The following is a 24770-nucleotide window of genomic DNA, read 5'->3' as shown; positions in this document are numbered from 1 at the left end:
TCAGTTCTGGCGGGCGGTCAGCTCGGTGACGAACCGATCGAGGAAGCCGTCCAGCGGCGCGCCCCCCGCCGGCCGGATCACGAATTTAGTCAATCCCGCGTCGATGTAGGCGTCGAGTTGTCGGTGCAGCTGGTCCCAACCGGCGGCGATGAGCTCGGCGGGGTCGACGTCCGGGCGCCGCTGCCGAGCGGCCGCGGCCAGTCCGGCGGGCAGCTCGCCGTCGGTGACGGCCAACGAGATGCCGAAGTGATCGGGTTCGATCTCGCGGCCCGCCTGCGCCGCGGCGCGCTGGATCGCCTCGCGGGCCGCCCGCGACTCGGCCGGGGTGAGGAAACTGCCCAGCCAGCCGTCGGCCAAGGCCCCGATGCGCCGGTACGCCGCCGGCGACGAGCCGCCCACCCAGATGTCCAGCGGGGGCGTGGGCCTGGGCAGCACCGACGCCCCGGTGACGGAGAAATACCGACCCGAATAGCTCGCCCGATCCTCGACCAACGTCGCGCGCAGCACCCGCAACGCCTCGTCGAACACCGCGGCGCGCTCCCCGTCCGGCACCACGAAAACCTCCCGCTCGGCCGGGATCGCCGACCGCAGGCCGAAGACGGGCAGCACCCGCTTCGGTGCGACGGCCGCCAGCGACGCCAGCTGCTTGGCCACCAGCACCGGATGCCGCCCGGGCAGCACGGCCACCGAGGTGCCGACCTTGAGGCGGGTCGTCCTGGCGAGCGCGTAGGCCATGCCGACCACCGGGTCGACCGCCGGGGAGTACACCAGCTCGGAGAACCACAGCGAATCCACGCCGCCGGCCTCGAGACGATCGACGATGGGCGCCAACTGATCTGGTGTGGTGTCCGCGCCCAGTCCGACGCCGAAACGGATCTTCACGCCTAGCGCAACGCGGCGGCGCCGCGGTTTGTGCCCGGAAGACGACGAGCCGCGGCTACGCCCGGCTGGGAATCGTCAGTTTGCAGGCCTGCCCGATGTCGAGCGTGCGCAAGACGCGACCCATGCCGACCCACAGCGCGCAGGACAGCGCCAGATCGGCCAGCAGCTCGTCGGAAAAGTGTGCCGAGCAACGGCTCCAGAAATCCTCGTCGTCGCGCAGGGCGGTGTGGTCGGTGGCGAATCGGTCCGCGAACTCGGCGGCCAGCCGCTCCTGTTCGCTGTAGCCGGGCCAGGTGCGCCACTCAAGCGCGTGGTCATACAACTCCTCGTCGACGCCGGCGGCGGGGCCGTCTTCGTCGCGGGTGTTGACGCAGACCACACATTCGTTGCGGTGGGCGATCACCGCGCGCGCCAGCTCGCGGGTGCGCAGCGGCAACCGGTTCTTCGTGTAGACCGCGTTACTGAAGCCGCCCAGGGCGCCGCCGATGTCGGGAGACTTCGCGAACCAGCCGGCCAGGTCGTCGTCAGCAAATGTTCCGATTCGGCTCATGGCGTGATGGTACGCCCGCACCGCCCGTTTCAGGGGGTGGGCACCGCGATCTTGGTGGTGGGCCGGTCGTCGCTCCAGTCCCGTTGCGCGAGAACGCGCCCCGCGACGCGATTCAGCGCCGCTTCGACCACGCGACGATCCGGTCGTCCGTCGAATCCCGGTGACCGGGCGAGCTTGTCGACCAGCCAGCCCACCAGCAGCGAGTGCACGTAGTCCACTTGCTGGGCGCCGGCCGGCGTCAGCCACATCTGGTCACCGTCGCCCCTGGCGTATCCGGTCGCGATCAGGCGCGCGAAGGTGGGCTCCAAGACCTCGAACGGTATCCGCAGGTAGTCGGCGATGTCGGTGAGCCGGGCCGTGCCGTACATCTGTCCGTAGCGGTTGATGCGCAGGACGCCCCACAATCCGGCCACGTCGAGTCGGCAGTCGGGTCGCATGGCGATGCTGCGCAATCGCATGCCGGGCACCCCGCGCAGCATGCGTTCGACCGCGCCCTCCAGCATCTGATCCGGTGTCTCGGTGTTCGGCATGCCGAACGCGTCGCCGAGATCGATTGTGCTGTCGTGCATTTCGCGCAGCGGGATCTCCCGCAGGAACAGTGCCAGGACGAAGCCGGCCAGCGCGACCGGAACCGCCCAGAAAAACACGTGGGTGAGCGACTCGGCGTAGGCGGCGACGATCGGGGCGGCCTCCTGGCGGGGCAGCCGGTGCAGGGCCTCCGGCGACGCGGCGGCCGCGGCCGGCGCGCGGCTGGCCACCAGTGCCGGGCCGATCCGGCTGTGCAGGAAGTTCGTGAACAGCGAGCCGAAAATGGCGGCGCCGAACGAGCTGCCGATCGTGCGGAAGAAGGTGACGCCGGAGGTCGCGACGCCGAGGTCGTCGAAGCTCACGGTGTTCTGCACGATCAGGACGAGGGTCTGCATGCACATCCCGATCCCCGCGCCGAGGATGACCAGGAACAGCGATTGGACCAACGTCGATGTGGACGGGTCCATCCGCGACATCAGAAAGAACGCCACCGCCATGACGGCGGTGCCGGCGACGGGAAAGACTTTGTATCGGCCCGTGCGGCCGACGATGACACCACTGCCCATCGAAGTGATCAGCATCCCGATCACCATCGGCAACGTGCGCAGGCCCGATGTGGTGGCCGAGACGCCGTCGACGAACTGCATGTACGTCGGCAGGAACGTCAGGGCGCCCAGCATCGCGAAACCCACCACGAACGACAGCACGCAGCACACCGTGAACACCGGGCTGCCGAACAGCCGGGTCGGCAGGATCGGCGCGGCGGCGCGGCTTTCCACCCAGGCGAAGATGCACAACGCGATCACCGAGCCGGCGAACAGGCCGATGATCGTGGGCGATCCCCACGGGTAGGTGGTGCCGCCCCAGCTGGTGGCCAGCGTCAGCCCGGCGGCGCCCAGGCCGACGAACAGGATCCCGGTGTAGTCGATGACCGGTTTGGTGCGCTCGGACAGCGCCGGGATGGCGGCGGCCGCCACGAAGAAGACCACGACCGAAATCGGCACGTTGATCCAGAACGCCCAGCGCCAGGTGAAGTGGTCGGTGAAGTAGCCGCCGAGCAAGGGGCCGATCACGGTGGTGACGCCGAACACCGCGCCCATCGCGCCCTGGTAGCGGCCGCGGTCCCGCAGCGGGATCACCTCGCCGATCAGCGCCATGGCGGTCACCATCAAGCCGCCGCCGCCGATGCCCTGCAGCGCCCGCGCCGCCACCAGCATGCCCATCGAGCTGGAGAGCCCACACAGCACCGATCCGGCGACGAAGAACACGACGGCCGCCTGGAACACCCGCTTGCGGCCGAACAGGTCACCGAACTTGCCGACGAGGGCGGTGATGATGGTCGAGGCGAGCAGGTAGCTGGTGACCACCCACGATTGATGGCCTGCGCCACCGAGATTGGCGACGATGGTCGGCAGCGCGGTCGCCACGATCGTCTGGTCCAGCGCGGCCATCAGCATGCCGAGCAGGACCGCGACAAAGATGAAATTGCGTCGCTGCGGGTCGACCGCGACGTCCCCGGGCTCGGAATCCGACGTGCCACCGGTTTCAGCCGCCGCTGGTGTTGCCCTCGTCATGCCCGCCTTCCCACGGCTTTCGATGGTAGTGAGTGCCCACGGTCAACCCGTGGCAACCAAAACCGGCGAAAGGCGTGGGCCGGGTCAGCTCGGCGGCCGGGACACGCACTGCGCGGAGTAGAGCTCCACGCCCAGCTTGTCCATCAGCTCCAGCTGCGTCTCGAGGTAGTCGATGTGCTTTTCCTCGTCGGCCACGATCTCTTCCAGCAAATTGGCGCTGGTGGTGTCCTGCTTCTCGCGGCACATGATGATGCCGGGCTTGAGCCGGTCCATCACCTCGTACTCGATCGCCAGGTCGGCCTCGAACTGCTCGCGCAGTGTCTGGCCGATGCGCAACGAAAAGAGGCGCTGGTAGTTGGGCAACCCGTCCAGCAGCAGGATGCGGTCGGTGATGGCCTCGGCGTGCCGCATCTCATCGAAGGATTCGGCCCGGGTGTGCTCGGCGAGCTCGGTGAACCCCCAGTTGTCCTGCATCTTCGAGTGCAGGAAATATTGGTTGATCGCGGTGAGCTCGCCGGTCAGCTGCTCGTTCAGCAGGCGCAAAACATCCGGATCGCCTTGCATCTTCACTCCCCTACGGTGACGGTGTAAACGGTGGCCGTTCTCGGCGCCGGGCCGGGCGCGCTGGGCTGAGCGCACCATGCCGGGCCGTAACCGCACTTTGCCACGGCCGGTGGCAATCTTCCAGCAAGGTATGGCTGTGCTCAGTGTGTGTCTCGCGGAAACTCCGTGGCCCACGTTGCTGGCGGGTAAGGTTAGACTGCGCTAACGAAGTTAGGTTAGACTCAACTAATAAGGCTGTCGGTTCGGCACTTGTTTCGGGATTCCCGCTGACGCGGGATGCCGAGAGGGAGGACGAAGTGCGGTCGCGTGGCCACGCCGTCGACGAAGGGAATGTCGCCCGCATGCAGGGGATGCGCTGATGTACGTGTGCCTCTGTGTCGGCGTGACGAACCACACGGTGTCCGAGGTGGTCGCGCGCGGCGCCTCCACCTCGAAAGAGGTCATGGCCGCGTGCGGGGCCGGGGGCGACTGCGGACGGTGCAGGCGGACGCTGCGGGCGATCATCGCCGCGTCGGCGAACCTCGAGGCCGCCCCGTCGCGGTAGCCGGCGTCAGCGTTTGTTGAAATCCGCCAGGGCGGCGGCGTTCGCCTGGGCGCCCATCAACTCGGCGAAGTGAGCGTTTTCCCGCGCGGTGGCCGCCGCGATCTCCGGACGAACGGGTTCCATCATCGTGTGCTTGACCGCCATCAGGCTCGAAATGGGCCGGCTGGCAAGGACTTCGGCGTGCCGGCGGGCCTCGGGCAACAGGTCATCCGGCTCGCAGACCCGCCAGACCAGGCCCATGCGGAGCGCCTCGTCGGCGTCGACCCATTCCGAGGACATCAACAGCCAGGCGGCGTTCTGCCGGCCCACCAGCTGCGGAAGCAGGTAGGACGACGCCGCTTCCGGCGCCACCCCCAGGCTGGTGAACGGGCACTTCAGCCGGGCCGTCGACGACATGAACGCCAAATCGGCGTAGCCCAGGATCGTGGCGCCGATGCCCACGCCGACCCCATTGACCGCGCAGATCAGTGGTTTGGGGAACGCGCTGAGCGCGTTGATCAGCCCGATGAAGCCATGCTTGCCCGGGGCGAAATCCGGATCGGTGATGCGGGCCTGCATCTCGGCCAGATCGGTTCCGGCGCTGAAGCCGCGACCCGCGCCGGTCAGCAGCACCACGGCGACCTCGGGATCCTCGGCGGCGGCCAGCAGCGCTTCCGTGGTGGCGTCGTAGAGGGCTTCGTCGAATGCGTTCAACGCCTCGGGCCGGTTGAGCGTGAGGGTGCGCACCCGCTTGTCGTCATCGATCTGCAGCGTCACCGCTGCAGCGTAACCAGGTCAGCCGTTGCTGTAGACGCGGGTGGGCGCGATCAGCACGACGGCGCGGCGCTCCCGCGCCATCACCCGGTCGTACTCCTCCCAGTCGTCGTGCGTGCCGCCCGCGGCGGTGAAGACGTCGCGCAGCAACAGCCGCAACTGGTCCTGGTCGGGCAACCAGGGCTGCGTGTCGTCCGGACCGACCAGCTCCGCGCGGCCCTCGACCGTCGCCCACTGCCAGCCGTTGCGGAAGGTGATCGCCAGCTGCGGCCGCGCCCGCAGGTTCGCCAACTTGACCTTGCCGTAGGTGGTGAAGCCCAGCACCTCCTGCCCGGTTTCCGGGTGCGGCAACAGGCCGACGTTGACCAGCGAGGCCTGCACCGTTCCGTCGGCGCGGACGGTGGAAACGACCGCCAGGCCGTGTTCCGCCGCGGCCAACGCCACGGCGTCGCGCAGAGTTGTCATGTGGCTTCCTCGATGAACGGTGTCTTGAAGACGTAGCGGCTGGTGGGAACGGTGTCGATGTTCTCGTTGGCGCCGAACGCCGTGGTACTCGCGACCATTCGGCCCAACCGGTCGTGCAGATCGTTGTCGTCGGCGGCACCGAAGAACGCCTTGAGATCGGTGATCGCCTCCGTGGGGAACAACTCCTCGACGATGCCCGCGATTCCCGGTGCGTCCGGGGTGAGGGTCCGCACCACCCAGTTCTGGGTGTAGCCGAAGGTGGACTGCGTCTCGATGGCCACCGAGGTGTGATAGCGCTGCCACCGGGTCAGCCAGCTCGCCTGGTCCAGCCCGGCCGGCCGGCGCAGCAGCGCAATGTTAGCCAAACCGGTTGTGCGAGAACCTAATTCGGACGTAGGCGCTTTCAGCGGCACGGATTCGGTCACCAGGTACGCGGCGAGTTGTTCGCATTCGGCGCCCAGCAGTGCCAGGGCCGCCGTCATCTGCTCGCCGTAGCACTGCTGCGTCCACATGCTCACCACCGCCCCGACGGGCGGGTCCAGCGTCGTCAGCGTCATCAGTGAGTGGCGCACCGCGTCGTCGCGCACGTTGACCGACAGCCCCGGCAGGCCCAGCTCCAACAGGGCGCTGACGACGGGGCCGCGCTGGCGGGCGCACCACTTCTCGTCCGAATCGGCACGCATGAGCACGGCGATGACCTTCTCCATAGGCAGAACCTACTGCCCGGCCCGCGCCCCGCCGCCCTATTTGACCAGGCGCACCTGATGTTGGCTGCGGATCACGGTGCCGATGATCCCGGCCAGCTGCCGGTAGGACTCGTCGCGGCCGCTCGACGAGCGGTACACCAGGCCGATGCGCCGTCCGGGGCGGGGCGCGGCGAACTGCGCCAGCCCGAGGCGGCTTCGCGTCGCCTCGACCGGCACCGCGCTCTGCGGGATCAGCGTCACGCCCAGACCGCCGGTCACGCACTGCACCGCGGTGGCCAGCGAGGCCGCCCGGGTATTGGCCAGCTCCGCGCGCACGCCCGCCTTATGGCACACCTCGAGCGCCTGGTCGCGCAGGCAGTGCCCCTCGTCCAGCAGCAGCAGCGGCAGGTCGGCCAGTGCCGTCGCCGGGACCCGGCGCTGTCCCGACAGCGGATGCCCGGGCGGCAACGCCAGCACGAAGTCCTCGTCGTAGATCGGGATCGCGGTGACACCGCGGGCGTCGGCCGGCAGCGCAAGGAGCGCCGCGTCGAGCGCGCCCTCGCGCAGTATCGTCAGCAGCCGCTCGGTCTGGTCTTCCGTCACCCGCAACGTCATCGCCGGGAAGCGTTCGGCGAGGCCGGCCAGCACGGTCGGCAGCACGTAGGGCGCCACCGTGGGGATCAGTCCCAGCCGCATCCCGGCGCGCAGCGGATCGGCCGAGCCGGCGGCCGCGGCGGTGAATGCGTCGGCCGCGTCGACGACGGCCTGGGCGCGCGGAAGCAGCGACGCGCCCTCCGCGGTCAACAGGACACGCCGGGTCGAGCGCTCGATCAGCTGGGTGCCGAGCCCGGTTTCCAGCGCCGCCAGCGCCTGGGACAACGTTGACTGGCTGACGCCGAGACTGGCTGCGGCGCCGCTGAATTGACGCTTCTCGGCGATCGCGACAAACGCGCGCAGGCCGGCGATCGTCGGCTGATAACTCCTATCGGACATGCCTATAAGTGTAGTGGGAAATATCACCTTTACTTTAGGTAAGCGAAGCGGGCACCATGGCAGGGACGGCTAATCTTGAGTAAATCCAAAAAAGGAGCGACATGCCTCTGCTGACCATCGGCGACCAATTCCCCGCCTACGAGCTCACTGCACTGATCGCGGGCGACCTGTCCAAGGTCGACGCCAAGCAGCCCGAGGACTACTTCACCACCATCACCAACGACGACCACGAAGGCAAGTGGCGCGTTGTGTTCTTCTGGCCCAAGGACTTCACCTTCGTGTGCCCGACCGAGATTGCCGCCTTCGGCAAGCTCAACGACGAGTTCGCCGACCGCGACGCGCAGGTGCTCGGCGTCTCGATCGACAGCGAGTTCGTCCACTTCAACTGGCGGGCCCAGCACGAGGACCTGAAGAAGCTGCCGTTCCCGATGCTGTCCGACATCAAGCGGGAGCTGAGCCTGGCCACCGGCGTTCTCAACGCCGACGGCGTCGCCGACCGCGCGACCTTCCTGGTGGATCCCAACAACGAGATCCAATTCGTTTCGGTCACCGCGGGTTCCGTGGGCCGCAACGTGGAAGAAGTGCTGCGGGTCCTCGACGCGCTGCAGTCCGACGAGCTGTGCGCCTGCAACTGGCGCAAGGGCGACCCGACGCTCGACGCCACCGAGCTGCTCAAGGCTTCGGCCTAATCACTAGGGTTTGATCAGGGAGGCGAGATGAGCGTAGAAAACCTCAAGGAAGCGCTGCCCGAGTACGCCAAGGACCTCAAGCTCAACCTGGGCTCCATCACGCGCACTACGGAGCTGAACGAGGAACAGCTGTGGGGCACCCTGCTGGCGAGCGCCGCGGCGACCCGCAACACCGAGGTGATCACCCAGATCGGTGCCGAGGCGGCCGATGTCTTGTCGGCCGAGGCGTACAACGCCGCCCTGGGCGCCGCCTCGATCATGGCGATGAACAACGTGTTCTACCGCGGCCGTGGCTTCCTGGACGGGAAGTACGACGACCTGCGGGCGGGCCTGCGGATGAACATCATCGCCAATCCCGGTGTGGACAAGGCGAACTTCGAGCTGTGGTGCTTCGCGGTGTCCTCGATCAACGGCTGCCCGGATTGCGTGGCAGCCCACGAGCACACGCTGCGCGAGGCGGGCGTCAGCCGGGAGACCATCCAGGAGGCGCTGAAGGCCGCGGCCATCGTCGCCGGCGTGGCGCAAGCGATCGTCGCCTCCCAGACGCTGGCTGCCGTCGGCTAGTGACGGCTCCAGCCTGGGTAGAACACGCGATCTGGTGGCAGGTCTATCCGCTGGGGTTCGTCGGCGCGTTTCCCGCGTCGGACGGGCCGCCGCAGCCGGGCGAACACCGGCTGCGGCGGCTCGTCGACTGGTTCGACCACGCCATCGCGCTGGGCGCTTCGGGCATTGCGCTGGGACCGATATTCGCCTCGCGCACACACGGTTACGACACCACCGACCACTACCGCATCGATCCCCGGCTCGGTGACGACGCCGATTTCGACCACCTCGTCGCCGAGGCTCACCGCCGCGGGCTGCGCATCCTGCTCGACGGCGTGTTCAACCACGTCGGCGTGGACTTCCCCCGCTACCGCGACGGGGCACCGGGGTGGTTCAGCGGCGGAACGTTCGAGGGCCACTCCGAGCTGATCACGCTCAACCACGACAACCCCGAGGTCGCCGACTACACCGTGGACGTGATGGCGCACTGGCTGGGCCGCGGCGCCGACGGCTGGCGCCTGGACGCGGCTTACACGGTGCCCGAACGGTTTTGGGCGGCCACGCTGCCGCGGGTGCGCGAGCGGTTCGGAGACTCCTGGTTCGTCGGCGAGCTCATTCACGGCGACTACGCCGCGGTAGTGCGCGCCGCCACGTTCGACTCGGCGACCCAGTACGAGCTGTGGAAGGCGATCTGGAGCGGCCTCAACGACGGCAACTTCTTCGAGCTGGACTGGGCGTTGCAGCGGCACGCCGAGTTTCTCGCCGGCTTCGCGCCCCTGACCTTCATCGGCAACCACGACGTCACCCGTATCGCCAGCCGGCTCGAACGCCCCGAGCACGTGGCGCACGCGCTGGTGATCCTGCTGACCGTCGGTGGCGTGCCCAGCGTATACGCGGGCGACGAGCTGGGATTCCGCGGGGTCAAGGAGGAGCGCTACGGCGGCGACGACGCGGTGAGGCCCGAGTTCGCTTCTCCCCCATTGCAATTGGATGACTTCGGGGCGGAAATGTGGGCCCTGCACCAATTCCTGGTCGGGCTACGTCGTCGCCACCCGTGGCTGCACCGGGCGACGACGAGCGCGCTGCGGCTGCGAAACCGGCACTACGTGTACGAGACGCGCAACGGCGACGACGCGCTGCTGGTCGCGCTCAACATCGGCGAGGAGCCGATGCGCGTGGCGCTGACGGAGCTGGGCGCGGGATACCGGCGGGTCATCGGCGGATCGGCGGCCCCACCGCAGGAGGTCGTCGACGCGGTGGTGGTCGAGCCGCACGGCTGGCGGATTCTAGGCCCGGCCTAGCCGCTTCAGCGTCAGCTCATCCTGCTGCCCGCCGTAATACTTCTCGAGCAGCGCGACGAACTCCCCGTTCTCGTCGGTCGCCAAGGCGAACAGCGTCATCGACGAACGTAGCTTCAGGTCGTCCGGCGAGCCGAAGATCTCGCCGGCCGAGCGGCCCCGCACCTGGTTGACCAGGCGGGCGCACTCGCGCAATCGCGGCCCGAGCAGCTCGTGGGCCAGGTAGGCCCGCGCCTCGTCCAGCGACGAGATGCCGTAGTGCACCGCGGTCGGGCTGCCGCCCAGGCCGCGCAATTGCGGGAAGACGAACCACATCCAGTGGCTGCGTTTTCGACCGGCGCGCAGCTCGTCCACCACGGTGCGGTACACCGGGGCCTGCGCGTCGACGAAGCGCTCCAGGTCGAAGGGGTCGCTGCGCGCGTCCATGTGACTACGGTTGCACATATGCCGGTCCGACGACGAGTGCCCAGGGTGCGCGATCTGGCGCCGCTGATCCAGTTCAAGCGACCGCAGTTCGACGCCACCAGGCGCCGCCTCGACGCCGCGTACACCATCGAAGACCTGCGGCGGATCGCCAAACGGCGCACCCCCAAGGCGGCGTTCGACTACACCGACGGCGCGGCCGAGGACGAGATCTCGCTTTCGCGCGCTCGACAAGCCTTCCGCGACATCGAGTTTCACCCGACGATCCTGCGTGACGTCACCAACGTCACCGCCGGCTGGAACGTGCTGGGTCAACCGGTCGTCCTGCCGTTCGCGATCGCGCCCACCGGCTTCACCCGGTTGATGCACACCGAGGGCGAGATCGCCGGTGCGGGGGCGGCGGCCCGGGCCGGCATTCCATTCTCGCTGTCCACGCTCGGCACCTGCTCGATCGAGGACCTCGTCACCGCTGTTCCCCAGGGCAGGAAGTGGTTTCAGCTCTACATGTGGCGCGACCGGGAACGCTCGATGGCGCTGGTGCGCCGCGCGGCCGACGCGGGTTTCGACACCCTGCTTGCTACCGTCGACGTCCCGGTGTCCGGGGCCCGGCTGCGGGACAACCGCAACGGGATGACGATCCCGCCGACGCTGACGCTGCGCACCGTGCTGGATGCCGTGCCGCACCCGAAGTGGTGGTTCGACCTGTTGACCACCGAGCCGTTGGCGTTTGCGTCGATGGACCGCTGGCCCGGGACCGTCTCGGAGTACCTCTCCACCATGTTCGACCCGAGCCTCACCTTCGACGACCTGGACTGGATCAAGGCCCAGTGGCCGGGCAAGTTGGTGGTCAAGGGCATCCAGACGCTCGAGGACGCCCGCGCGGTCGTCGAGCGCGGCGTCGACGGCGTCGTGTTGTCGAATCACGGCGGACGCCAACTGGATCGGGCCCCGGTGCCCTTCCACCTGTTGCCCGTGGTCGCCCGCGAGCTGGGCAAGGACACCGAGATCCTGGTGGACACGGGGATCATGTCCGGCGCCGACATCGTGGCGGCGATCGCCCTCGGTGCGCGGTGCACGCTCGTCGGGCGGGCCTACCTGTACGGGCTGATGGCCGGCGGCCAGCCCGGCGTCACCCGCGCCATCGAGATCCTGGCCGACGGCGTAATCCGGACGATGCGGCTGCTGGGCGTCACCTGCCTCGAAGAGCTTTCGCCCGGGCACGTGACACAGCTGCGGCGACTGGGGCCGGTTTCGCCGCCAGTGTGAGGCGGGCCGCACGTTGGGCCTGAAGGAAGCGTCCCGGGAACAAACCGGCGCCGGGCTGGGTTGAGCGCATCAGACTCAGTTTTTGGAGGATTGATGGCTGAAGCCAAATCGGTGCCGGTGCTGTTTGTCACCGACACCATCGTGTTGCCCGGAATGGTCGTGCCGATCGCGCTCGACGATGCCGCTCGGGCGGCGATCGACGCCGCCCAGGCGAGCGAGTCGGGGCAGCTGCTGATCGCGCCCCGGCTCGACGACCGCTACCCCTCGCACGGCGTGATCGCGAAGATTTTGCAGGTCGGACGCATCGCCGGCGGCGGCACCGCGGCCGTCGTGCGCGGGGAGCGCCGGGCGCAGATCGGGACGGGAGCCTCCGGGCCGGGCGCGGCGCTGTGGGTCGAGGTGACCGAGGTCCCCGACGTCGAGACGACCGACGAGGTCAAGGCGTTGACCGCCGAGTACAAGAAGCTGCTGCTGGCCATGCTGCAACGGCGCGAGGCCTGGGAAATCGTCGACTACGTCAACAGGCTGACCGACCCGTCGGCCCTGGCCGACACCTCGGGGTATGCGTCGTACCTGTCCAACGAGCAGAAGCGGCAGCTGGTCGAGACCGTCGACGTCGCCGAACGGTTGCGCGTGCTGATCGACTGGACCAGTTCGCACCTCGCCGAGGTCGAGGTCAACGACAAGATCGCCGAGGACGTCCGCGAGGGCATGGAGAAGACGCAGAAGGAGTTCCTGCTGCGCCAACAGCTGGCCGCCATCCGCAAGGAACTCGGCGAGGGCGAGCCCGATGGATCCGACGATTACCGGGCCCGCGTGGAGGCCGCCGACCTGCCCGAAAAGGTGCGCGAGGCCGCGCTGCGCGAGGTCGGCAAGCTGGAACGCTCCAGTGACCAGAGCCCGGAGAGCGGCTGGATCCGCACCTGGCTGGACACGGTCCTCGACCTGCCCTGGAACGTCCGGACCGAGGACTCGACGGACCTGAAGGCCGCGCGCGGCGTCCTGGACGCCGACCACCACGGGCTGGACGACGTCAAGGACCGCATCGTCGAATACCTGGCCGTGCGGGCCCGCCGCGCCCAGCGGGGGCTGCAGGTGGTGGGCGGCCGCGGCTCGGGCGCGGTGATGGTGCTGGCCGGTCCCCCCGGCGTCGGCAAGACGTCGCTGGGTGAGAGCGTCGCGCGGGCGCTGGGCCGCAAGTTCGTGCGCGTCGCCCTGGGCGGTGTGCGCGACGAGGCCGAGATCCGCGGGCACCGGCGCACCTATGTGGGCGCGTTGCCCGGCCGGATCGTGCGCGCCATCGGTGAGGCGGGAACGATGAATCCCGTTGTGCTGCTGGACGAAATCGACAAGGTCGGTTCGGACTATCGGGGCGACCCGAGCGCCGCGCTGCTGGAGGTCCTCGACCCGGCGCAGAACCACACGTTCCGCGATCACTACCTGGACTTGGACCTGGACCTGTCGGACGTGGTGTTCCTGGCAACCGCCAACGTGATCGAGAACATCCCGTCGGCACTGCTGGACCGCATGGAGCTGGTGGCTATCGACGGCTACACCGAGGACGACAAGGTCGCGATCGCGCGGGACTACCTGCTGCCCCGGCAGCGGGAGCGGGCGGCGCTGACCGAGGACGAGGTCACGCTGACCGACGCCGCGCTGCGCAAGATCGCCGCCGACTACACCCGGGAACCCGGTGTGCGACAGTTCGAGCGGCTGCTGGCCAAGGCGCTGCGCAAGGTCACCACCAAGCTGGCGGACGATTCCGGGCCGATCACCATCGACGAGCCGGATCTGGTTGAGTACCTTAGCCGCCCGCGGTTCACGCCGGAATCGGCCGAGCGCACGGCGGTGCCGGGCGTGGCCACCGGCCTGGCCGTCACCGGGCTGGGCGGCGACGTGCTCTACATCGAGGCCGGCTCAACCGAGGGCGAACCTGGCCTGCAGCTGACCGGTCAGCTGGGTGACGTCATGAAGGAGTCGGCGCAGATCGCGCTGTCCTACGTGCGCTCCCACGCCGCGGACTTGGGGGTCGATCCGAAGGCCCTCGACCGGCGCATCCACGTCCACGTGCCCGCCGGCGCGGTGCCCAAGGACGGCCCGTCGGCCGGTGTCACCATGGTGACCGCCCTGGTGTCGATGGCCACCGGACGCCAGGTGCGCTCCGACGTGGGCATGACCGGCGAGGTCACGCTGAACGGTCGGGTATTGCCGATCGGCGGCGTCAAGCAGAAACTGCTCGCCGCGCAAAGAGCCGGCCTGTCAACGGTTTTCATCCCGGCGCGCAACGAGCCCGACCTGGACGACGTGCCCGCCGAGGTGCTCGACGCGCTGGACGTCAAGCCGATGACCGACGTCGCCGACATCGTCGCGCAGGCTCTCGAACCGGTGGTCGGGACAGCCACGGCCGCTGCCTGACGCAAGCCTGGCCGGGATGCGCAGCAAACTCGCTCGCATCCCGGCCAAGCGCGTTAAGGTCCGTGGATGGCCGTGATCCTGCGCAGATTGCTCCGCATCGGCAAGCTTCCCGCCGACATGCGGGCGGAGGTGGAACCGGAGGGCATTGTCCTGCTCGCCGAGTACGTCCCCGCCACTTTCCGATTCAGCGGCTCGGTGCCGGGATTCGTCGCCAAGGGAAACATCCGCAGCTATGCCGGCTCCCTGGTGCTCACGTCCCAGCGGGTGCTCGGCACGCTCTCGACGGTGCCCAAGCTCGCGGGACGGGCCATCGACCAGCGCTGGGATGCGCCGCAGGAGGGCCCCGTGCAAGCCGAGCTGTCGCCGAACGGGCTTGTGCTCACCGCCGACGTCGGCAACATCGATCCCGCGTTCTCCGGACGCCTGTCACTGCACTACAAGACGGCGATACCGGAGCCCGTGCTGACCACCATTCCGCGCAGGTCACTTGCGTTCTCGGTTCCCCGCGAATGGGTGTTGCGTGCCGTGGGCGTGCCGGCCCCGCGGCCTGCGTAGGACGAAAGAAGGTTTCCGACATCCATCGCTCGGGTATCTGGGTGGTTGGAGGTTCGACTGCCCGATGAGGGCGGTGGGGTGAGCGAATCACCAAGTCAACCGCTTGAGCTGCACTAAGCGGCCCAAACTGCTCGACAAGGGGGTTCACTGATGAATCTGAGCAAAATCGCAGCCGGCACACTCATGGCCGGAACCATCACGTCCGCGGCGTTCGGAATTGGCGCCGGTATCGCACAAGCAGACCCGCACGGCCCGAACGTGCCGAACCCGAACATTCCGGGTCCGAACGTTCCGGGCGGCGACCGGGACGACCTGCCGGGCCAGCACGTGCCCGGGCAGCCGATCTGTAACCCGGGTGGGCCGGGCGTCAACTGCAACGGACCGGGCAGCCCGCTTCCCCCGGGACACGACGGTTTCCCGCCGCCGGGGCACTACAACGACCCGGGTCGCTACGGCCTCCCGGCCACGTGGGTGCCGCCGGTGGGTGACCCGGACGGAACCCAGCTTCCGGTCGTGTTCAACCCGGATCTGGGCCAGTGGGGCGTCCAGACGTCTACCGGATTCCAGGCGTACACGCCCGTCGGCGGGGTGAACGCCGGCGGCGGCGTCAACGGCGGGATCAACCCGGGGACCTAGAGAACGGCGTAACGAGGCAGCCGCCCCCGCAAGGGGGCGGCTGTTTCATTTGCACGGTGACACGGCCGGCGGGCGCGGCGTTGAATGGACCCGTGACTCTCAAACGCCAAGTGGTCCACCGCGTGCAGCGGCTGCTCGTCAATCCGGTAGGCCGGCAGATGCCCGGAATCAGCCTGGAAACCACCGGCCGCAAGAGCGGCAAGCCGCGGCGCACCGCCGTCGGCGGGCGGCTGGTCGGCAATCAGTTCTGGATGGTCTCCGAGCATGGCGAACACTCCGACTATGTCCGCAACATCAAGGCCAATCCCGCCGTCCGGGTGCGCATCGGTGGCCAATGGCGCAGCGGCACTGCGCATCTGCTGCCCGATGACGACCCGCTGCAGCGGCTCGGTAACCTGCCGCGGCTCAACAGCGCGGTGGTGCGCCTGATGGGCAGCGACCTGCTGACCATCCGGGTGGACCTGGACTGACGCACCGCCCGTGGCCTACGACGAAAGCCTGGCGGAAGAAATCCGCGAGCTTGTCGCCGCCGAACGCGGCGTCGAAGAGAAACGCATGTTCGGCGGCCTCGCCTTCCTGATCAACGGCAACATGTCCGTGGCCGTCAGCGGTCAGGGCGGCCTCCTGGTCCGGGTGCCGCGGGACGAATTCGACAAGGTGGTGCAGCGCGCCCACGTCAGCCCGATGGTGATGGCGGGCCGCGACGTCCGTGGCTGGGTTCGGGTGGAGCCCGCCGGGGTGCGGACCAAACGGCAACTCCAGGCCTGGGTGTCGCGCGGGGTCGGCTACGCGCGCAGCCTGCCGCCCAAGTGACCGCCGCCGTTTGCTGGGGCCGGGCGCGGGTACGTCATCGGGTATGCCCGAACCTGCGCGACTGGTGCGACGGCTGCTCGAGGTTGCCGCAACCACCGATGCCGCCGAGGCGCGAATCAGGCTCAGCGACAAGCCGATGCCGCTGTTTCAGCTGCTGGTCGTCTGCATGCTTGCCAGCAAGCCGATCGATGCGGGCATCGCCATGGCCGCCGGACGGGAACTCTTCAAAGCCGGCCTGCGCACCCCCCGGGCGGTGCTGGCCTCGGACCGGCAGGCGATGATCGACGCCTTCGGGCGCGCCCACTACGTGCGCTACGACGAAAGCTCAGCCACCCGGCTCACCGACATGGCCGGACGGGTGCGCGACGAATACGGCGGCGATTTGCGGCAACTCGCCGATCGCAGCCAGTGCGACGTCGCAGCCGCGAAGCGTTTGCTCAAGGGATTCAAGGGGATTGGCGACACCGGCGCCGACATCTACCTGCGCGAGGCGCAGGACGTGTGGACCTGGGTGCGGCCGTACTTCGACGACCGGGCTATCGCCGCGGCCAGGCAACTGGGCCTGCCCACCCAGCCGGCAAAGCTGGGAGCCCTTGCGCCGCAGGCCAATGCGCGGCTGGCCGCGGCACTGATCAGGGTCTCGCTGGACGACGACGTGCGCCGGCAGGTGACCGGTTGACCGTACGGATCGGTACCTCGGGATGGTCCTACAACCACTGGGCGGACGTTCTTTACCCGCCCGGCCTGCCCGTGGCGCGCCGGTTGGCCCGCTACGTTGAGGTGTTCGACACCGTCGAGCTGAACGCGAGTTTCTATCGCTGGCCGAAGGATTCGACGTTCGCGGGCTGGCGCGAGCGGCTCCCGGACGGCTTCAAGATGTCGGTCAAGGCCCATCGAGGGCTGACGCACTACCGCCGCCTGGCCTCGCCCGAGCCGTGGATCGAGCGCTTCGTGCGCTGTTGGGACCTGCTGGGTGATCGCCGCGGGGTGCTGCTGGTGCAGCTGCATCCCGAGCAGCAGCGCGACGACGCGCGCCTGGACGCTTTTCTGGCCGGCGTGCCGGAGTCGATCCGGGTCGCCATGGAGCTGCGCCACCCGTCCTGGAACGACGCGGGCGTCTTCGAGTTGCTGGAACGCCGGCGCGCCGCCTACGTGGTGATGAGCGGCGCCGGGTTGGCGTGCGTGCCGCGGGCCACCACCGACCTGGTGTACGTCCGCATGCACGGCCCGGATCAGGACGCGATCTACGCCGGCTCCTATTCGAACGACGAGCTGCGGCGCTGGGCCGACCGGATCGCCGCCTGGAGCGACGACGGCAAAGACGTGTGGATGTATTTCAACAACGACCTGGGCGGCCACGCGGTGCGCAACGCGCTGTACCTGCGCGAACTCCTCGGTTAATCGGGGGCCTGCTCGACGGGAGCCCACGTCCCGTCGATGACGTCGGGCGGGCGCTGCACCTGCAGCCGTTCCCGTTCGGCGCGGCGGCGTTTGATCCGCAGCCGGGCGTCTGTCGGCATGGTGACCAGCTCGTCACAGGTCAGGTAGTAGACGTCCTCCACCACGTCGATCAGGTCGGCGGCCACGCGGCGAGATCCCAGCTCGCGCAACGTCATCCGCAGTTGATGAGTGAACCGCAGCGTGGTGTCGTGGGCGAGTTCTCGCGAGTCGCGGGCATTGGTGGTCAGCCGCCGGGCCAGCGTCGCCGACGGCGGTTCGGTCGACGCGGCGGCGGACACCGCGGCCGCCCCCGCGGCCGTCAACAGCAGCGCCGGGTCGTCGGCGTAGGTGCGGCTGGCCAGCTCGGCTTCCCCGGGCCCGCGATGCGCCAGCCGGGCGACGGCGGCGTCCACCGCCGCGGCGGTGGCCGGAGACAGCGCGCGGATGCTGTCGAGGTTGCCCTCCTGGGCCAGCGCGCACAGCGGCGGATCGGCCCGCAGCACCGCCGCCAGCTGGTCGGTCTCGGCCGCGACGCGCGTGCTTTCCATGATCATGTCCACCCCAGGCACACCGCGCGCCTCCTTGCTGCGCTCCAGCGCCGCCGCGGTGACGCCGGTGTCGATCAGCCACAACGCGGTGAGGATCCAGCCTTGATGAATCCGGTCCCGCAGCAGGCGAATTCGGACTTCCAGGCCGGCGTCGGGCAGCGACGCAAGCTGTGTGGCGTCGAGCTGTTCGGCGTCGGCGGCGGCGCTGTAGGCCCCGGTGTCGGACTTCAGGTGGCGCAGCAGCGCCAGCGACCGCCCCGCCACGACGGCCTTGGCGATGTACCCGAGGGCGCCGCCCGCCAGCGCGGGCTCACCGAACGGCAGGGGGTCTCCGACGTGCGGCCGGCCCGCCAGCGCGTTACGGGCGACCGCATCCTGGTCCCAGCCGGGCAGCTGGGCCGCGGCGACCATGTTGACCGACACCCCGACGTAGGCCCGGTGGCCGAACACCGCGATGGCCCTGTTGCCCCACTCGTCGCCCGTCACGCCGCCCAGCGCCAGCACGTGACTCAGCACCCCATTCGCCGCGCGCAATCCGCTCAACTGGACGTCCAGCGTGATGGGGGTGAGCGGCCCGGGCAGCGCCTCGGCGAGGTTGGCCGCGCTGAAAATGGGGAAGCGCGGATCGATCCAGTCGTCGAATTCGCCCTCGACGCCCTCGGGTGCCGCGCTGTGCTCCTCCGCCGAAGGTGGCAAACGGGGGGCGACCTCGACGGGGATCGCCAGTTGGCGCCCGTGGCCGGTGGCGCCCGCGGGGCCGATCTGGCGGCCGACAAGGCCGCGGGCGGTGTCGGCCACGGCCTCGAGTGCCTGCCAGCCGAACTTGAACGACCAATCCTCTTGCGCCGCAGCGATATCCATGTCCGGAACGAGCCGTGCCCAGCTGCGCACCCGATTCAGCCGGGACCGTGGGTCGGCGGATCGCAGCATCCGCCACGCGGTGATCATGTTGACCGTGTCCGGGGAGGCCAGGTCGACCACGCCGGTGCGGTCGGAGTCCAGCGACGAGACCAGGAAGCGCACCAAGTCGTCGATGTGCAGCACGCGCATCGGTTGCGCCGACACCTTCGTGCGCAGCAGCGTGGCCACGGTGCGGCACACCATCCAGTCGAGCTGGCGCCCGACCGGTGGGGCGATGCGGACGACCAAGCTGGGCCCCCAACTGGTGGACACGAGCTCCTCGGCGGGCCGGTACAGCTCGGGCCGCCCGGCGGCCTGGGACACGAACAGCAACCGGTCGCCGGCCCGGGCGGCCACGTCGGTCACATGGGCCAGCAGGTCGATGTCGGCACTGCCGGGTGCGGTGGTGTCGACCGGGGCCAGGTGGATGACCGCGTCGGCTTCCTCGGCCATCTCCCGCAAGACCGGGTGGCGCAGCGGTGCGCAAACAAACTCGACGTTGCCGTCCAGGCATGGGTGGGGACGCCCAGCAATGCCGGTCACCGTGTGCCCGGCAGCGATCAGCTGCCGTGCGACCAGCCGCCCGAGCGCGCCGGTGGCGTCGGTAACCAGGATCTGCACCTGGGCTCACCTCCCCCGACCTCAAGCTAAACAATAGGCAAGACGGCATGACCTAGCGACCGTTATCGGGCAAACGGCGCCCCGAACTGGCGGGATCGCCGCGGCCGGGTTACTGCAGCGTGGCGCTGCCGTCGTCGGCGACGGCAACCTTGGCGCCGCCGATGTCTTCGCGCACGGTGGCCTGCGCCTGCGCGGTGTCGCTGATCACGGCGAGGGTGCGCGACCCGTCCGGCGTGCGCACGGCCAGATAGGCCTTCTCGGGTCGGCCGTCGCGGTCGAACGGAGTGGTCCAGGCTTCCACGGTGCCGACGCCCTCCCAGTCCACCAAGCCCTCCCGGGTGGGCTCGCGGTCAACCGCCGGTTGCGTGTCTTCCCAACGGAATTCGGCGGGCGGCTCCGTGCCGTACACGCCGAAGCTGTGCTTGGTCAGGTAGCCGCCGTTGGCCGTGATCAGGCCGCGGCGCCCAGGATGGGCCGCCAGCAACTCCGCCATGGTGGCGATGGAGTGCATCACGTAGTTGCTCCAGGGTCCGCCTGCGAACGTCAGCCCCCCGGTGACCGTGAGCGCGCGGGCCGGATCGTCGACCGGCAGGCCCAGTTCGGCCGCCGCCACCTGAACGGCCGAGGGAAAGCACGAGTAGAGGTCGACATGGTCGACCTCGTCGATGCCCAGGCCGGCGAGTTCCAGCGCCCGGCGGCCGGCGATCCGGATCGCCGGCGAACGGTGCAACTCGTCGCGCTCCGCGATGGCCGAGGTGTCGTGCGCGTCGGTGCCCGCGTGCGGGTAGACCCAGCGGTCGGCCGGAATCCGCAGGCGCCGAGCCTGTTCCACCGACGCCAAGACCAGCGCGGCGCCCTGGTCGACCATGTTGTTGGAGTTCATCAGCTTGGTGTACGGCCAGCTGATCATCCGGTTCTGCGGTCCGGGCTCGCAGATCTCCTCGGCGGTCACCGGTTTGCGGATCCACGCGTACGGGTTGTCGACCGCGACGGCGTTGAAACGGGCCCACAGTTCGCCGATGCGCCGCCGGTGGTCGTCGACCGACTCGCCGCCTGCGATCCGCAGCGCCTGCTCGAACAACGGGTAGACGTAGGCCGGCCGGTCCAACCTGATCCTGATCTCCGCATCCCCGGCCATCGGCACGTCGTCGCCGCTCACCTCGGCCATGGGGACGGAGTCGTCCTGGACGGTCCACTCGAGTTTGGCGCCCTTTGCCCGCAGGCCCCGGCGGGTGCGCCAGGTCTCGGCGCCGGCGAGCAGCACCACCTGCGCCCGGCCCCGCTGGATGTCCAGGCATGCCTGGTTGACCAGCGACTGCGGCACGTTGCCGCCGACGGGGCTGTACAGCGTGGTGAAGTCGGTGGCACCGATCCGCTGGCCGAGCAGCAGCCCCGGATCGCGGTAGTGCGCCGACAGAATGTTCACCACGCGGATGGAGTCGACGGCCTCGATCACCCGCGCATCGGCGGCCTGCCGGGCCGCGGCCACCATCAGGTCCACCGGTTCGACGGACCGCCGCCCGGGGTCGATCTCGTCGCGGTGGTTGACCTGGCCATACCCGATCAGCACCGGTGTCCTGGGGTCCACCTTCATACGAACGAACTTAGCGTGGCTATCGGTCCAGGCGACCGCGGGCCGGATCGGCCGGTGGTCAGCGCGGCCCGAACAGCACGCCCTCGCCGACGAGCCGGTCGATCTCCTGGGGGCCCATGCCGAGCAGCCTTCGGCAGATCTCGACGGTGTCCTGACCCGGCACGGGTGCCGGGCGCTGCGGCGCGCGCGGGATGTGCTGAAAGGGCGCCGGGCCCGTCTCCGCCGGCAGCGCGCGTTCGACGAGCGGATGCGTCATCTGCGCATACAGCTTCCGCTCGACCAGCTGCGGGTCCTCCAGGACGTCGGGCGGGCGGTTCATCGGTCCGGCCGCGACCCCGGAGGACTGCAGCAGTTGGGCGGCCCGTTCCGGGGTGCGCGTCCGGGTCCAGGCCGACACCAGCTCGACCAGCTCGCGCCGGTTCGCCAGCCGCGCCTCGCCGGTGCCGAAGCGCGGGTCGTCGGCCCACTCGGGGTGGTGGAAAACGCTTGCCGCGCAACGCCATTCATCGTCCGAGCCGATCGAAATGACGCACCATTCGTCGTCGCCTGCACACGGATAGACGGCGTGCAGGCTGGTGTCGTCGGCGATCCTCGGGATGCCCGCGGCCTGCGCGCCCTGGGTGACGTACAGGGTGTCGAGCTGGTTGACCACGGCCTCGGCCTGCGAGATGTGCACGTGCGACCCGCCGCCGGTCCGGTGCCGGTGGATCAGCGCGGCCAGCGCCGCGATGGCGGTGATCCGCCCGACCACGTGGTCGGGAAAGATCGTCGTCGCGTCGTAGAAGGCGTGCCGCGCGGCCCCGTCGTGGTTGTCCGGATCGTCAGTCGTCCACAGCCGGGTGACGCCGGTCGCCGCGCGGACCAGCGGCCCGTATCCCATGCGGGTGCTCCACGGGCCCGCCTCGCCGTAGGCGCTGCTCTCGGCCAGCACGATCCGCGGGTTCAGGCCGCGCAGGTTGTCGTAGGAAAAGCCAAGCGCGGCAAGCGTTCCCGGCTTGAAGTTGGCGAAGACGGCGTCGGACTCCGCGGCCAGCCGGGCGAAGATGTGCTGGCCGGCCGGGCTGCGCAGGTCCAGGCCCATCGCCAGGTGGTTGCGGTGTGTCCAGGCGAACGACTCGCTCATCGCCTCGCCGACGCGGGCCTGCCGAAGTCCGTCAGGGTACTGCGCGCTCTCGATCTTGATCACCTCGGCGCCCAGGTCGCCGAACAGCCGGCTCAACTCGCCGCCGGCGACGATGATGCCCAGGTCCAGGATGCGAAGGCCCGCAAAGGGATACTCGCCGACCCGGCCGGAGGGTGAGGACACCACCGCCGGATTCCCGCGCCAGCCCGGCCCGTCCCGCCCGGCGGCCGGGGCCGGGCTGCGGAAGCCCGCGTGCCGGCCGTCGACGACGAAATATCCGGTCGGCACGCTGACGCGGACGCCTGGGACGAGTTCGGCGTCGGTGATGGCGCCGACGGCCGCGAAGTGCTCGGAGCTCATCGCCCACGACGGCGTGAGCACCGCGGCGATGGGAACGCCGTGGGCCTGCCCCGCGGTGACCAGATCCTTCATGGTCTGCCCGGCGAACAGCGCCTGGACCAACTCGCTGATCTGTGGCCACGCGGCGAAGCGCGCGCCGATCACGTCGTATTTCGGGTCCTGGAAATCCTCCGGCTCGCCCAGCCATCGCCGCAGCCCCCGCCACTGACGAGGCGCCATCACGCACAGCCGGACGTAACCGTCCTGACACGCATAGATCGGGTAGGCGTCCTGGTTCTTCGGGCGGCCCCGCCACTGGCCGGTGCGGCGGATGCCGGCGGCGACCTGTCCGTGCGCGCCGAACGCCGGGTCGAGCGACATGACCACGGCGTCGAATCGCGAGAAGTCGATGTATTCGCCGGTGCCGCAACGCAATCGGTTGTAGTAGGCGACCAGGGTTGCCCAGGCCGCCTGGACGGCGGCCGTGGCCGACGCGATACCGTCCGGCGGCAACACCGGCGTCCCGGTGGTGGGACCCGACCGCGACAGCGAGCCACCCATCGCGTACAGCACCGCATCGGTGGCCCGCCACAGCGAGCGCGGCCCCGTCGCGCCGAAGTCGGTGATCGACAGCACCACGAGGTGGGGGTGCTGGGCGGCCAGCTCCTCGACCGAGGTCCCGAACGTGGGGGCCTCCCCGTAGAAGCCGTCGTCCACGACGATGTCGGCCTGCGCCGCGAGGTCGAGGAACACCCCGCAGTCGTCCTCGTCGAACGGGTCCAGCACCACGCTGCGCTTGTTCGCGTTGTGCACGGCGAACGGGATGCTGGCGCCGGCGATCGTGGGCGGGGTATCGCGGGCGGGGCTGCCGGTCGGGGGTTCGACCTTGAGCACGTCGGCGCCCAGGTCGGCGAACAGGCGCGTCACCGCGTCGCCGTTGCCGCTCGACAGGTCGAGGACGCGCACGGCGTCGAGCAACCCGTCGGCCATCAGCACACCGTACCCGCAGGTGCGGGGCCCGGCCGGTCGACCGTTGGACACCGGCCAAAAAGCCAACTGGGCAAGCTGATTGGGTGGCCGAGCCGGCCGTCGGCTATCGTCGGCACCCGACATGAGCGCGCACCTGACCTACATCGAGGCCGTGGTGGTCGGCGCTTTCCAGGGCGTCACCGAGCTCTTCCCCGTTTCCAGCCTGGGGCACGCGGTGTTGGTTCCCGCGGTCGTCGGCGGGCGGTGGGCGCAGGACCTGAACGTCTCCGCGCCCGAATCGCCCTACCTCGCGTTCATCGTCGGCCTGCACGTGGCCACCGCCGCGGCGTTGCTGGTGTTCTTCTGGCGGGACTGGCTGCGCATCGTGGGCGGGTTCGTGTCGTCCTTGCGGTATCGCCGCATTCAGACGCTCGACGAGCGGCTCGCCTGGCTCATCGTGGGCGGCACCATCCCGGTGGGATTGGCCGGGCTGGCGCTGGAACGGACCTTCCGCACCACCCTGGGCAAGCCCATCCCCGCGGCGATTTTCCTGCTGCTCAACGGCATCGTGCTCTACGCGGGCGAGGTGCTGCGCCGGCGCGTCTCCCCCGACGACGCGCCGGTCACCGAACAGCCCGCGCACACCGGCGATGCCGTCGACAATCGGCTGGCGCAGCTGCCCCTGCGCCGCGGCGTCCTGATCGGCGCCGCGCAGATCCTGGCGCTGTTCCCCGGCATCAGCCGCTCGGGCATCACCATGGTGGTCGGGCTGTGGCGCGGCTTGTCCCACGAGGACGCCGCCCGGTTCTCCTTCCTGTTGGCGACGCCCATCATCCTGGCCGCCGGTGTGTACAAGATCCCGGAACTGTTCGGGCCCCGGGCGGCCGGGATCGGCGGCCAGGTGCTCGCCGGCAGCATCGCCTCGTTCGTGTGCGCCTACCTGGCCGTGCGGTTCCTGACGCGGTACTTCCAGACCCGCACGCTGACCCCGTTCGCCATCTACTGCGCGCTCGCCGGCGGCGCCAGCCTGGTCTGGCTTGCCCTGAACTGACCGCCGCG

General features: G+C 69.5%; 25 protein-coding genes. 13 read left to right on the top strand and 12 right to left on the bottom strand.

Annotated features, from left to right (window positions below; all coding sequences use genetic code 11):
* From A5680_RS16700 to bfr, 4 genes are all read right to left on the bottom strand, one after another.
* Window positions 1–882 carry a TIGR03854 family LLM class F420-dependent oxidoreductase gene (locus A5680_RS16700; protein WP_067821252.1) on the bottom strand — a complete coding sequence of 294 codons (882 nt, stop codon included), beginning with the start codon at window positions 880–882 and terminating at the stop codon, window positions 1–3.
* A 55-nt stretch (window positions 883–937) separates the two neighbouring features.
* Window positions 938–1432 carry a carboxymuconolactone decarboxylase family protein gene (locus A5680_RS16695; RefSeq protein ID WP_055405244.1) on the bottom strand — a complete coding sequence of 165 codons (495 nt, stop codon included), beginning with the start codon at window positions 1430–1432 and terminating at the stop codon, window positions 938–940.
* Window positions 1433–1461: 29 nt separating this feature from the next.
* The gene (locus tag A5680_RS16690) at window positions 1462–3534 is read right to left on the bottom strand and encodes an MDR family MFS transporter (RefSeq protein WP_067821251.1); all 2073 of its coding nucleotides are present in this window, start codon (window positions 3532–3534) and stop codon (window positions 1462–1464) included.
* An 84-nt stretch (window positions 3535–3618) separates the two neighbouring features.
* Entirely contained in the window at window positions 3619–4098 is a 480-nt protein-coding gene (bfr, locus tag A5680_RS16685) for a bacterioferritin (protein WP_055405255.1), read from the bottom strand.
* Window positions 4099–4456: 358 nt separating this feature from the next.
* On the opposite strand from bfr, the gene A5680_RS16680 reads away from it, so the two are divergent.
* Window positions 4457–4642 (top strand): bacterioferritin-associated ferredoxin, encoded by a 186-nt coding sequence (locus A5680_RS16680; RefSeq protein ID WP_055405246.1) that lies wholly within the window; start codon window positions 4457–4459, stop codon window positions 4640–4642.
* A gap of 6 nt (window positions 4643–4648) precedes the next feature.
* Here A5680_RS16680 and A5680_RS16675 read toward each other — a convergent pair whose 3' ends face one another.
* The 4 genes from A5680_RS16675 to A5680_RS16660 are packed head-to-tail and all read right to left on the bottom strand — an operon-like array spanning window position 4649 to window position 7539.
* Window positions 4649–5398: an enoyl-CoA hydratase/isomerase family protein gene (locus A5680_RS16675; protein ID WP_067821250.1), complete on the bottom strand. Its 750-nt coding sequence runs from the start codon at window positions 5396–5398 to the stop codon at window positions 4649–4651.
* A gap of 18 nt (window positions 5399–5416) precedes the next feature.
* Complete coding sequence (locus A5680_RS16670) at window positions 5417–5860, bottom strand: PPOX class F420-dependent oxidoreductase (RefSeq protein WP_067821247.1); 444 nt, start codon at window positions 5858–5860, stop codon at window positions 5417–5419.
* Window positions 5857–6567: an EthD domain-containing protein gene (locus tag A5680_RS16665; RefSeq protein WP_067821243.1), complete on the bottom strand. Its 711-nt coding sequence runs from the start codon at window positions 6565–6567 to the stop codon at window positions 5857–5859. The genes A5680_RS16670 and A5680_RS16665 overlap by 4 nt, the downstream gene beginning before the upstream one ends.
* A 36-nt stretch (window positions 6568–6603) precedes the next feature.
* Window positions 6604–7539, bottom strand: a complete 936-nt coding sequence (locus A5680_RS16660) for a hydrogen peroxide-inducible genes activator (RefSeq protein ID WP_067821239.1) — start codon at window positions 7537–7539, stop codon at window positions 6604–6606.
* A gap of 101 nt (window positions 7540–7640) precedes the next feature.
* On the opposite strand from A5680_RS16660, the gene A5680_RS16655 reads away from it, so the two are divergent.
* Genes A5680_RS16655 through A5680_RS16645 form a run of 3 tightly spaced genes read left to right on the top strand, consistent with a single transcriptional unit; the run spans window position 7641 to window position 10072 of the window.
* Window positions 7641–8228, top strand: a complete 588-nt coding sequence (locus A5680_RS16655) for a peroxiredoxin (protein WP_067821237.1) — start codon at window positions 7641–7643, stop codon at window positions 8226–8228.
* A gap of 27 nt (window positions 8229–8255) precedes the next feature.
* Window positions 8256–8792, top strand: coding sequence for an alkyl hydroperoxide reductase (locus tag A5680_RS16650; RefSeq protein ID WP_067821234.1), 537 nt, complete (start codon window positions 8256–8258; stop codon window positions 8790–8792).
* Window positions 8792–10072: an alpha-amylase family protein gene (locus tag A5680_RS16645; protein ID WP_067821231.1), complete on the top strand. Its 1281-nt coding sequence runs from the start codon at window positions 8792–8794 to the stop codon at window positions 10070–10072. The genes A5680_RS16650 and A5680_RS16645 overlap by 1 nt, the downstream gene beginning before the upstream one ends.
* Here the strand turns inward: A5680_RS16645 and A5680_RS16640 are convergent.
* Window positions 10058–10495: a DUF1810 domain-containing protein gene (locus A5680_RS16640; RefSeq protein ID WP_055405254.1), complete on the bottom strand. Its 438-nt coding sequence runs from the start codon at window positions 10493–10495 to the stop codon at window positions 10058–10060. The two genes, A5680_RS16645 and A5680_RS16640, sit on opposite strands and share 15 nt — an antisense overlap.
* Window positions 10496–10513: 18 nt before the next feature.
* On the opposite strand from A5680_RS16640, the gene A5680_RS16635 reads away from it, so the two are divergent.
* From A5680_RS16635 to A5680_RS16600, 8 genes are all read left to right on the top strand, one after another.
* A complete protein-coding gene (locus A5680_RS16635) occupies window positions 10514–11758 on the top strand; it encodes an alpha-hydroxy acid oxidase (RefSeq protein WP_067821228.1) in 1245 nt (414 codons plus the stop codon).
* A 93-nt stretch (window positions 11759–11851) separates the two neighbouring features.
* The gene (lon, locus tag A5680_RS16630) at window positions 11852–14173 is read left to right on the top strand and encodes an endopeptidase La (RefSeq protein ID WP_067821225.1); all 2322 of its coding nucleotides are present in this window, start codon (window positions 11852–11854) and stop codon (window positions 14171–14173) included.
* Window positions 14174–14239: 66 nt separating this feature from the next.
* Window positions 14240–14728, top strand: a complete 489-nt coding sequence (locus tag A5680_RS16625) for a hypothetical protein (RefSeq protein ID WP_067821222.1) — start codon at window positions 14240–14242, stop codon at window positions 14726–14728.
* A 150-nt stretch (window positions 14729–14878) separates the two neighbouring features.
* The gene (locus tag A5680_RS16620; RefSeq protein ID WP_067821219.1) at window positions 14879–15364 is read left to right on the top strand and encodes a hypothetical protein; all 486 of its coding nucleotides are present in this window, start codon (window positions 14879–14881) and stop codon (window positions 15362–15364) included.
* Between the two features lie 92 nt (window positions 15365–15456).
* The gene (locus tag A5680_RS16615) at window positions 15457–15834 is read left to right on the top strand and encodes a nitroreductase family deazaflavin-dependent oxidoreductase (protein WP_067821216.1); all 378 of its coding nucleotides are present in this window, start codon (window positions 15457–15459) and stop codon (window positions 15832–15834) included.
* A 10-nt stretch (window positions 15835–15844) separates the two neighbouring features.
* Window positions 15845–16177, top strand: a complete 333-nt coding sequence (locus A5680_RS16610) for a TfoX/Sxy family protein (protein WP_067821213.1) — start codon at window positions 15845–15847, stop codon at window positions 16175–16177.
* 43 nt (window positions 16178–16220) lie between these two features.
* Window positions 16221–16856: an endonuclease gene (locus A5680_RS16605; protein ID WP_067821210.1), complete on the top strand. Its 636-nt coding sequence runs from the start codon at window positions 16221–16223 to the stop codon at window positions 16854–16856.
* Window positions 16853–17578, top strand: a complete 726-nt coding sequence (locus A5680_RS16600) for a DUF72 domain-containing protein (protein WP_067821207.1) — start codon at window positions 16853–16855, stop codon at window positions 17576–17578. Before A5680_RS16605 ends, A5680_RS16600 begins: the two co-directional genes overlap by 4 nt.
* Here A5680_RS16600 and A5680_RS16595 read toward each other — a convergent pair.
* The 3 genes from A5680_RS16595 to A5680_RS16585 form a co-directional block, all read right to left on the bottom strand.
* Window positions 17575–19686, bottom strand: coding sequence for a hypothetical protein (locus A5680_RS16595; RefSeq protein WP_067821204.1), 2112 nt, complete (start codon window positions 19684–19686; stop codon window positions 17575–17577). The genes A5680_RS16600 and A5680_RS16595 overlap by 4 nt on opposite strands.
* Before the next feature lie 109 nt (window positions 19687–19795).
* The gene (locus A5680_RS16590; RefSeq protein ID WP_067821201.1) at window positions 19796–21280 is read right to left on the bottom strand and encodes an acetyl-CoA acetyltransferase; all 1485 of its coding nucleotides are present in this window, start codon (window positions 21278–21280) and stop codon (window positions 19796–19798) included.
* Window positions 21281–21338: 58 nt separating this feature from the next.
* The gene (locus A5680_RS16585) at window positions 21339–23732 is read right to left on the bottom strand and encodes a CaiB/BaiF CoA transferase family protein (protein WP_369827671.1); all 2394 of its coding nucleotides are present in this window, start codon (window positions 23730–23732) and stop codon (window positions 21339–21341) included.
* 121 nt (window positions 23733–23853) lie between these two features.
* On the opposite strand from A5680_RS16585, the gene A5680_RS16580 reads away from it, so the two are divergent.
* The gene (locus tag A5680_RS16580; RefSeq protein ID WP_067821195.1) at window positions 23854–24762 is read left to right on the top strand and encodes an undecaprenyl-diphosphate phosphatase; all 909 of its coding nucleotides are present in this window, start codon (window positions 23854–23856) and stop codon (window positions 24760–24762) included.
* The last annotated feature ends 8 nt before the right edge of the window (window positions 24763–24770 follow it).

It is taken from the genome of Mycobacterium sp. E2989, from assembly GCF_001667595.1.
Lineage (GTDB): Bacteria > Actinomycetota > Actinomycetes > Mycobacteriales > Mycobacteriaceae > Mycobacterium.
The sequence above is the reverse complement of the archived record's forward strand: the minus strand, read 5'-3'. Positions and strand labels throughout refer to the sequence as shown.

Coding starts and splice junctions, on each gene's coding strand:
- A5680_RS16695 (WP_055405244.1), bottom strand. CDS start 1,432: ATGAGCCGAATCGGAACATTTGCTGACGACGACCTGGCCGGCTGGTTC.
- A5680_RS16690 (WP_067821251.1), bottom strand. CDS start 3,534: ATGACGAGGGCAACACCAGCGGCGGCTGAAACCGGTGGCACGTCGGAT.
- bfr (WP_055405255.1), bottom strand. CDS start 4,098: ATGCAAGGCGATCCGGATGTTTTGCGCCTGCTGAACGAGCAGCTGACC.
- A5680_RS16680 (WP_055405246.1), top strand. CDS start 4,457: ATGTACGTGTGCCTCTGTGTCGGCGTGACGAACCACACGGTGTCCGAG.
- A5680_RS16670 (WP_067821247.1), bottom strand. CDS start 5,860: ATGACAACTCTGCGCGACGCCGTGGCGTTGGCCGCGGCGGAACACGGC.
- A5680_RS16665 (WP_067821243.1), bottom strand. CDS start 6,567: ATGGAGAAGGTCATCGCCGTGCTCATGCGTGCCGATTCGGACGAGAAG.
- A5680_RS16660 (WP_067821239.1), bottom strand. CDS start 7,539: ATGTCCGATAGGAGTTATCAGCCGACGATCGCCGGCCTGCGCGCGTTT.
- A5680_RS16655 (WP_067821237.1), top strand. CDS start 7,641: ATGCCTCTGCTGACCATCGGCGACCAATTCCCCGCCTACGAGCTCACT.
- A5680_RS16650 (WP_067821234.1), top strand. CDS start 8,256: ATGAGCGTAGAAAACCTCAAGGAAGCGCTGCCCGAGTACGCCAAGGAC.
- A5680_RS16640 (WP_055405254.1), bottom strand. CDS start 10,495: ATGGACGCGCGCAGCGACCCCTTCGACCTGGAGCGCTTCGTCGACGCG.
- A5680_RS16635 (WP_067821228.1), top strand. CDS start 10,514: ATGCCGGTCCGACGACGAGTGCCCAGGGTGCGCGATCTGGCGCCGCTG.
- lon (WP_067821225.1), top strand. CDS start 11,852: ATGGCTGAAGCCAAATCGGTGCCGGTGCTGTTTGTCACCGACACCATC.
- A5680_RS16625 (WP_067821222.1), top strand. CDS start 14,240: ATGGCCGTGATCCTGCGCAGATTGCTCCGCATCGGCAAGCTTCCCGCC.
- A5680_RS16620 (WP_067821219.1), top strand. CDS start 14,879: ATGAATCTGAGCAAAATCGCAGCCGGCACACTCATGGCCGGAACCATC.
- A5680_RS16605 (WP_067821210.1), top strand. CDS start 16,221: ATGCCCGAACCTGCGCGACTGGTGCGACGGCTGCTCGAGGTTGCCGCA.
- A5680_RS16590 (WP_067821201.1), bottom strand. CDS start 21,280: ATGAAGGTGGACCCCAGGACACCGGTGCTGATCGGGTATGGCCAGGTC.
- A5680_RS16585 (WP_369827671.1), bottom strand. CDS start 23,732: ATGGCCGACGGGTTGCTCGACGCCGTGCGCGTCCTCGACCTGTCGAGC.
- A5680_RS16580 (WP_067821195.1), top strand. CDS start 23,854: ATGAGCGCGCACCTGACCTACATCGAGGCCGTGGTGGTCGGCGCTTTC.